This window comes from Phytobacter sp. V91 (assembly GCF_965644225.1).
Taxonomy (GTDB): Bacteria; Pseudomonadota; Gammaproteobacteria; order Enterobacterales; family Enterobacteriaceae; genus CBFFRJ01.
The window spans coordinates 1-8,845 of the sequence record NZ_CBFFRJ010000172.1 but is presented as its reverse complement, the minus strand read 5'-3'; the positions used below and the strand labels follow the sequence as shown (position 1 = coordinate 8,845).

Annotated in this window: 5 protein-coding genes; all 5 read left to right on the top strand. The window is 43.4% G+C overall.

Annotated elements, in window-relative coordinates:
• Window positions 1-177 precede the first annotated feature (177 nt).
• The 5 genes from mobQ to ACSZO4_RS23265 all read left to right on the top strand — a co-directional run bounded on the left by mobQ (window position 178) and on the right by ACSZO4_RS23265 (window position 8,702).
• Window positions 178-1,605, top strand: coding sequence for a MobQ family relaxase (gene mobQ, locus ACSZO4_RS23285; protein WP_437891438.1), 1,428 nt, complete (start codon window positions 178-180; stop codon window positions 1,603-1,605).
• Between the two features lie 82 nt (window positions 1,606-1,687).
• Window positions 1,688-3,235, top strand: a complete 1,548-nt coding sequence (locus ACSZO4_RS23280; protein ID WP_437891437.1) for an N-6 DNA methylase — start codon at window positions 1,688-1,690, stop codon at window positions 3,233-3,235.
• Window positions 3,232-4,365: a restriction endonuclease subunit S gene (locus ACSZO4_RS23275; RefSeq protein WP_437891435.1), complete on the top strand. Its 1,134-nt coding sequence runs from the start codon at window positions 3,232-3,234 to the stop codon at window positions 4,363-4,365. The genes ACSZO4_RS23280 and ACSZO4_RS23275 overlap by 4 nt, the downstream gene beginning before the upstream one ends.
• Window positions 4,366-4,423: 58 nt before the next feature.
• Window positions 4,424-7,660 (top strand): type I restriction endonuclease subunit R, encoded by a 3,237-nt coding sequence (locus tag ACSZO4_RS23270; protein ID WP_437891433.1) that lies wholly within the window; start codon window positions 4,424-4,426, stop codon window positions 7,658-7,660.
• A gap of 67 nt (window positions 7,661-7,727) precedes the next feature.
• Complete coding sequence (locus tag ACSZO4_RS23265) at window positions 7,728-8,702, top strand: COG2958 family protein (RefSeq protein WP_437891431.1); 975 nt, start codon at window positions 7,728-7,730, stop codon at window positions 8,700-8,702.
• Window positions 8,703-8,845: the final 143 nt, after the last annotated feature.

The following is an 8,845-nucleotide window of genomic DNA, read 5'->3' as shown; positions in this document are numbered from 1 at the left end:
GATTCGGCGCAAGCTGAATAAAAAATAAATACAATGCCCACTTATACATTGCTTCGCAACGTGTGGGCCTGGCGGGGGCCTTAAAGTCAACACATAAGTTTTTCTTGCGAAAAACTAAAAGCAGCAAAGGTCAACACCTTTAAAAGCAATTAAAACCAACAGGAGTATTTTTGTAGTATGGCAATATTTCATTTATCGTTTAGCATGCTAAAAAGATCCGCAGGAAAATCGTCCTGCTATCTTGCTGCATATAACGCAAGAGCAAGAATAGAAGATAACAGAACAGGAGACGTGTACGATTATTCATATCGTTCCGATCTGTTCCACCACTGCATTCTTGCGCCAGAATACACACCTTTAAATATTGTGGAAAATTCTGCTGTGTTGTGGAACGAAATAGAGCAAATCGAAAAAAGAAAAGATGCTCAACTCTCACGTTATTTTGATATCGCTATTCCTGTTGAACTGGATAACGATGCCAAAATCGCGTTAGTGAAAAACTACTGCAAACGTAATTTTGTCAGCAAGGGCATGATTGCAGATATCTCTTTCCATGACCTTGACGGTCATAATCCCCATGCTCACGTTATGCTGACGCTGCGCGAGATAACACCACAAGGTTTTGGCAACAAGAACAGAAGCTGGAACGAACATGATTTAATGGACGAGTGGCGTGCGTCATGGTCCAGAATGTCTAACTGTGCACTTGAACGTACTGGTTCTGTGAATCGCATAGATCACCGTTCCCTTTCAGCGCAGCGTGAAGAGGCGATTGTTCTGGCTAAGGCAGCACAGGAAGCAGGAAGAGAGGATATCGCTAACGAACAACTGGCTAAGGCCATTGAACTTGATCGCCCTGCGCTTACCAGAATAGATCGTAAATCATGGCATACCAAAAGAGCCAAAACCTTACGTGCAGCAGAGCAAGCGCAGGCAGCACAGACAAAACAGGCCGCTAATGATTTCAGGCAGTTGTTTAACAGTGATGTGGGTCATCTCATTACCGTCAACCTCAACACATTCCGTATTGAACGTCTGAAAGCAAAACCAGCGCCACAACAGCCTGCACTTGTTGTACCAGAGAAGAAACGCCGATTTAAGCCTGTTGAAGTGAAGCAAAAGGATATGTCCCTTTACTATGGAGTTGCACCAAAAACAGAAAAACCAACGCTATTAAGGCGTAAGCATAAGATCAATCTACACAAGCTGTATGATTTTATTAAAAGTTTTATGAGTGTGTTGGTTAAGCACCCTGTTCAGAAAGCCGTACCAGAACCCGCTATCACTACCGTAGCCGATCCTCTGCAAGACACAAATATCCCAACGGATACTTCGCTCGATGAGATCATAGTTGACCCTGTGACGAAGTTGAAGATCACCCGCAGGCAGTGGGAGTCGATGGGGACTACCCATAAATCAGCAGACGTTTCCGTACCCCCGGACGCGAACTACAACCACAAGCCTGAGAAAAAACAAGAACCAGACAAAACAAGCCCATCCGTTGCCTTTCCACCTTTACCAAAGGAAAAGAAAGTTGCCACAAAATCAAAAGGTTTCACCTTCCCTAAATTTCGCTTTGGTTCGAGCAAACGCAAAGATGATTGATTAATAATCAATAGATAAGCTCGTAACAGCAGGAACTTTAAGGCAAAATAGGCCAATCGTCCGTATCTGGAAAATGACCGTAATGGCTAGAAAACCCAAAGAAATCAAAACCGAATCGTTAGAAGTTGTTTTATGGAAAGCAGCCGACAAACTACGCAAGAACATTGATGCCGCCGAGTACAAGCATGTGGTACTGGGCCTGATTTTCCTTAAATACATTTCAGATTCTTTTGAATCGCATTACGAACTGCTGAAAGCAGGCGAAGATGAATTTGCAGGTGCAGATCCGGAAGACAAAGACGAATACACTGCTTATAACGTATTCTTTGTGCCAGAAGGTGCTCGTTGGGACTTTCTAAAATCCAGGGCAAGGCAATCAGATATCGGTAAGCTGGTTGATAAAGCAATGGACTTCATCGAAGAAGGTAACCCGCAGCTAAAAGGTGTGTTGCCGAAAGTCTATGCTCGCCAGAATCTTGATGCCACAGTGCTGGGTGAACTGATAGATCTGATTGGCAACATTGCATTGGGTGACGCCAAAGCGCGTTCTGCTGACGTTTTAGGCCATGTATTCGAATACTTCCTTGGTGAGTTCGCGCTGGCAGAAGGTAAACAAGGTGGTCAGTTCTATACACCAAAATCCATTGTAAGTCTGCTGGTTAACATGCTGGAACCTTACAAAGGCCGAGTCTTTGACCCCTGCTGTGGCTCTGGTGGTATGTTTGTTCAGTCAGAGAAATTTGTTGAAGCCCATCAGGGTAATATCGACGATATTTCGATTTACGGGCAGGAATCCAACCAGACAACCTGGCGTCTGGCAAAGATGAACCTTGCTATTCGTGGTATCAACTCAGAACACGTTCGTTGGAACAGTGAAGGCTCTTTCCTTAATGATGCCCATAGAGATTTAAAATCTGATTTTGTCATTGCTAACCCGCCGTTTAACGTTTCTGACTGGTCAGGTGAGCAACTACGTGGTGATGCTCGCTGGCAATATGGTATCCCTCCTGCCGGCAATGCTAACTTTGCCTGGATGCAACACTTCCTGTATCACCTGTCGCCAAAAGGTCAGGCTGGTGTTGTGCTGGCAAAAGGGGCTTTAACATCTAAAAGTTCGGGTGAAGGTGATATCCGTGCAGCGCTGGTGAAAAACGCTAATGTTATTGACTGTATCGTTAACTTACCTGCAAAACTGTTCCTGAATACCCAAATCCCTGCTGCATTATGGTTTATGCGTCGTGATCGTGAAAACAGCAGTCAGTATCGTGATCGTTGTAAAGAAATTCTGTTTATTGATGCGCGTAATCTTGGTCATTTGATCAACCGCCGTAGCAAAGTGCTTTCCGACGACGATATCAAGACCATTGCTGATACCTACCATAACTGGCGTAACAAAGGTGGAAACTACGAAGATGTGGCTGGTTTCTGTGCGTCAGTAGACATTGATGAAGTTGCTAAACTCGATTATGTGCTGACACCGGGCCGTTACGTTGGTCTTGCTGACGAAGAAGACGATTTTGACTTCAAAGAACGTTTTTCGGCACTTAAAGCGGAGTTTGAAGCGCAACTGGAAGAAGAAGCTCGTCTGAATAAGGCTATCGCTGAGAATCTGGCGAAGGTGGTGTTATGAGTCAGTGGATACAAATAAAGTTAGGTGAAATTGTTACTCTCAACTATGGTAAGGCACTGAAAGCACAAGACCGAAACGCTGGTTCTATACCTGTGTATAGTTCAGGTGGTCTAACTGGATGGCATGATTGTGCATTAATCAATGACAACGGTATTATAGTTGGACGAAAAGGAACTGTTGGAAAATCTTATTTGACTAATGGACCATTTTGGTGCATAGATACTGCGTATTATATTTTACCTAATCCATCTAAATATCATTTTATTTTTTTATTCTATTTATTAAAAACATTAGGGCTAGAAGAGCTAAATGAGGATAGTGCTGTTCCTGGACTGAATCGGGATACTGCGTATACCCAAATATTATCATTGCCTCCACTCCCAGAACAAAAAGCCATCGCCTCTGTGCTATCTTCTCTTGATGATAAAATAGACCTGCTTCATCGCCAAAATAAAACGCTGGAATCTATGGCTGAAACCCTGTTTAGGCAGTGGTTTATTGAAGAAGCGCAGGAGGATTGGCCTGAAACAACTATTGGTGAAGTTTTCACGTTAAATGGTGGTTCAACACCTAGCACAAAAAACGATGATTTTTGGGATGGTGATATTTCCTGGACATCTCCAAGAGACCTATCAGGTAGCGAGTCAATTTTTTTGATGAGTACCGAAAGAAAGATTACATCTTTGGGCTTAAAAAGGATTAGCTCTGGTCTCTTGCCTGTAAGAACATTATTAATGTCCTCAAGGGCTCCGATAGGATATCTCTCAATAACAGACATCCCAGTTGCAATTAATCAGGGGTATATAGCCATACGTGAAAGCTCTCATTACCACAGTGAGTATATGTACTTGTGGTGTAAATTAAATATGGAAATAATAAAAAACTCAGGCAATGGATCTGTATTCCAGGAAATATCAAAATCAAGCTTTCGAGATTTAACCTTTATTGAACCACCAAAAGAAAAAGTGCTATCCTTCAATGAGTTAACTCGTGATTTATTCGAAAAGAACAGGCTAAACACTAAACAAATCAGAAGACTAGAAAAACTCCGCAACACCCTACTTCCTAAACTGATGAGCGGCGATGTACGGGTTCAGTATGTGGAAGAAGCAATCGCATCAGTAGCATAAAATAATTAAGCGGGTGCACAGCCCGCCCTCTGGTTAAGTGGCAATAAGGACAGTACGCATGGCAAAGATGACCGAATCCGATATTGAAGCAATGGCAATTGAGTACCTGCAAGGCCTGGGCTATGAGTATGTTTATGGCCCGGACATTGAACCTAGTGGAATCAATCCGTTACGTAGCTATCAGCAGGTTATCCTTGAAGATAAGGTGCGTACTGCCCTACAACGCCTGAATCCTCACCTTAGTGAACAGAAAGGTGAAGAAGCTCTAAAACAGGTGATGCAGATAAGCACACCTGATCTGATGGCAAACAATCTGGCCTTTCATCGCCTGTTGACCGAAGGAATCAATATCGAAGTCAGCAAGGATGGTAATACACAAGGAGAGCTGGCCTGCCTGATTGACTTTAACGATCCCACGAATAATGAATTTTTGGTTGTGAACCAGATAACCATCAAAGAAGGCAATCATACCCGCCGACCAGACCTTATTTTATTCATCAACGGTCTGCCATTAGTCGTTATTGAACTGAAAAATGCCGCTGACGAAAATGCTACGGTTGCAGGTGCCTATAACCAGATTAAAACCTATCAGAATCAAATCCCCGGCCTGTTTACCTACAATGCCTTTAATGTGATATCTGACGGGCTGGAAGCCAAAGCGGGAACAGTTTCGGCTGATTTCAGTCGTTATATGACATGGAAAACCGCTAACGGTAAAACGCAAGCTACCAGTACCCAGCCACAGCTCGAAGTTTTATTACAAGGGTTGCTTAATCCTGTAACACTGCTGGATATGATCCGCCACTTTATCGTGTTTGAAGCCAGCAAACATGAAGATAATAAAGGGATTATCAGTATCCGCACGGTTAAAAAAATGGCGGCTTATCATCAGTACTACGCGGTCAATGCAGCAGTACTTTCCACTATTCGTGCCTCGGCGGTGAATGCGGACTCCCCCTCTGCCGAAGTAGCAGTACGCCAACAGGGGCGTAACAGTAAAGATCTCGTTAATGCGCAAAAAACCGGGGACCGCAAAGCGGGCGTAGTCTGGCATACCCAAGGTTCCGGTAAATCGCTTTCGATGGTGTTTTATACCGGAAAAATTGTGCTGGCGCTGGATAATCCGACAGTTGTTGTGATTACTGACCGTAACGACTTAGATGATCAGCTATTCGGTACGTTCTCTTCCGCGACCCAGCTACTTCGTCAGACACCTAAACAGGCTGATAACCGGGTAGAACTCAAAGAATATTTGCGCGTAGCCTCTGGTGGTGTGGTGTTTACTACCATTCAAAAATTCCAGCCTGATGATGGTAGCAATATCTATGAGTTGCTATCAGACAGAACCAATATTGTCGTTATCGCTGATGAAGCCCACCGATCTCAGTACGGTTTCAGCGCCAAAGAAGTTGACGTAAAAGACAGCGAAGGCAACGTAACAGGTAAACGCACTGTTTATGGCTTTGCCAAATATATGCGTGATGCCTTGCCCAATGCTACCTATCTGGGCTTTACCGGAACCCCCATAGAAAAAACGGACGTAAACACCCCTGCCGTATTCGGAAACTATGTTGATATCTACGATATCTCGCAGGCTGTTGAAGACGGTGCGACCGTGCGTATCTTCTATGAAAGCCGTCTGGCGAAAATTGCTATCAGTGAAGAAGGCCGACAGCTTATCGAAGAGTTTGATGATGAGTTTAATGAGGACGAGCTGACGCTTACCCAAAAAGAACGTTCCAAATGGGCCAGAATCGAAGGGCTGATTGGCAGTTCAAAACGTATTAAAGCCATTGCAGCGGATATGGTTCAGCACTTTGAAAAGCGCTTAAAGTCCAATGCCGATCATGGCAAGGGCATGATTGTTACCATGTCCCGCCGTATTGCTGCTGAATTGTATAAGGAAATCGTCGCACTTAAACCCGAATGGCACAGTGAAGATTTAAACGATGGCGTGATCAAAGTTGTTATGACCTCTTCTGCTGCTGATGGGCCAGAAATCGCTAAACACCACACCACCAAAAAAGAACGTCAGACTCTGGCTAACCGAATGAAAGACGACGACGACAAGCTGAAACTGGTGATAGTGCGTGATATGTGGCTTACCGGCTTTGATGCGCCAAGTTTGCATACCTTGTATATCGACAAACCGATGAAAGGCCACAACCTGATGCAGGCCATTGCCCGTGTCAACCGTGTGTATAAGGATAAAATCGGTGGTCTGGTGGTTGACTATCTCGGTATTGCTTCTGATTTAAAAGAAGCCTTGTCGTTCTACTCCGATGCCGGAGGACGTGGAGATCCTGCTGAGGTTCAGGAAGAAGCCGTTACGCTCATGCAGGAAAAGCTGGAAATCCTGGAAGGCATGATGCATGGCTACGATTACAAAGCCTACTTTACGGCAACGACTTCACAGCGACTGACGATCATCCTTGAATCAGAAAACCACATTTTAGGGCTGGATAACGGCAAAGGGAAAATGCGTTTCCTTGCCGCTGTTGCTGCTATGTCTCAGGCATTTGCACTGGCTACGCCACATGATAAAGCAATGGAAGCAGCACCCGAAGTCGCATTCTTCCAGGCAGTGAAAGCTCGTCTGAATAAATTTACTGAAAACCCTGACGGCTCAGAAGAAGAACACAATGATAGCCTTGAAGTGCGGGTAAAGCAGACTATCGATCAGGCTCTGGTCACGGATAAAGTCGTCGATATCTTTGACGCAGCGGGAATACAAAAGCCGGATATCTCTGTACTCTCCGATGAATTCCTTCAGGAAATGAAGGATTATCAACACAGAAATATTGCTCTGGAAACGCTTAAAAAGTTGCTTGCTGATGAGATCAAGGTTCGCTCGAACCAAAGTATCACCCAAGGTAAAAAACTGATTGATATGCTGACCTCTGCAATCAACGGCTACCAGAACAAGGTACTGACCGCTGCGGAAGTGATCGATGAACTGATCAAGCTTGCTAAAACCATACAGGAATCTGACAGCCTTGCCAGCCAGTTAAACCTGAGCACCTATGAATATGCCTTCTATTCTGCTGTTGCAGATAACGACACTGCACGCGAGTTAATGGAAAAGGAAAAGCTGCGTGAATTGGCAGTCGTACTGACGGAAGCTATCCGCAACAATGTTAGTCTGGACTGGACAGTGAAAGAAGCGGCAAGAGCGAAAATTCGCGTGGTGGTAAAACGTCTGCTCAAAAAATATGGTTATCCGCCTGATATGTCATTGCTGGCTACGGAAACAGTTTTGAAGCAAGCAGAGTTACTGGCTAATGAATTGTCATGATGTATGAAAGGGGATGCAATGAAATCGCCTGATTCAGGTGCCTCTCCTCACACTAAGGAGCTTTATTTTGAATAACCTTGAAGATACTATATCAGCAGGTTCAAAAAACAACACTTTAAGTGGCATGGTTATTTCTGTTCTTAAAGAAAATCAGAAAACGCAGTTCACGGCTCGTGAACTCGCAGTTGAAATATGTAAGCGTTATACAACATATGCTAAAAATAAACTTGAATCCTCTGGAAAATTAACAGGCGAAAATGATTTAATAGGTCAGGTAGCCGCTGAAATAGGCTCTCAGAAACCGCTACTAATGAAGAAAAACCAGCACATTAAAACATCTGCGGGCAAGCCCAGAAAATACTACTGGGTACAAGATATTTCACAGGCTGATCAGGATGAAATAAATTTGCTTCCCAAAGATGAAAATGATTTCCAAGATTCGCATAGTGGAGACTATTCAGAACATGACCTATATCCTTTATTAAGTAACTATGCCAGCAGCACACTTGGTGTTTATACAAGACGGATCGATGAAAAGAAATCAAGAAAAGGCCCGTTTAAAAGTAATAAATGGATTCATCCTGATATTGTCGGAATACAGGACAACGGACAGCATTGGGGAGTGCTCGCAAAAGATATTGTCTCAAATTTTGGAGGGAAACGCGCATTTTTATGGTCTTTTGAAGTAAAAAAAACATTAAATATCTCTAATGTCAGAGAAGCATTTTTCCAGACAGTCTCTAACTCTTCCTGGTCGCATTATGGTTATATTGTAGCCGAAAATATTGATGACAAGTGTATTAGTGAACTAACAGTACTGAATGCAGTACATGGAATAGGTGTTATTTTACTTGATGTTATCAATCCCGCCGAGAGTCAAATCCTCATTCATGCCAAAGAAAAATTAGAAATTGATTGGGAGACATGCAACAGACTTATCGAGTTAAATCCTGATTTTCGTGAATATATGGATCTTATTAAGGAGTTCCTTCTAAATGGTAAGGTCAAACCTACTGAATGGGGGATTTGTAATGAAAAATAAATTTTTCTCTAACCCTAATGATGAGGGATTATCGGTATGATGGTTATCAACTGCTCCGCAGCAGCAGCGACACACCTTTACGGTAAATACAAAAAGAATGTTGATGAAGGGTTCTTTGAGCCTGCTTCATCTGTACAGCAGAC

Coding starts and splice junctions, on each gene's coding strand:
- mobQ (WP_437891438.1), top strand. CDS start 178: ATGGCAATATTTCATTTATCGTTTAGCATGCTAAAAAGATCCGCAGGA.
- ACSZO4_RS23280 (WP_437891437.1), top strand. CDS start 1,688: ATGGCTAGAAAACCCAAAGAAATCAAAACCGAATCGTTAGAAGTTGTT.
- ACSZO4_RS23275 (WP_437891435.1), top strand. CDS start 3,232: ATGAGTCAGTGGATACAAATAAAGTTAGGTGAAATTGTTACTCTCAAC.
- ACSZO4_RS23270 (WP_437891433.1), top strand. CDS start 4,424: ATGGCAAAGATGACCGAATCCGATATTGAAGCAATGGCAATTGAGTAC.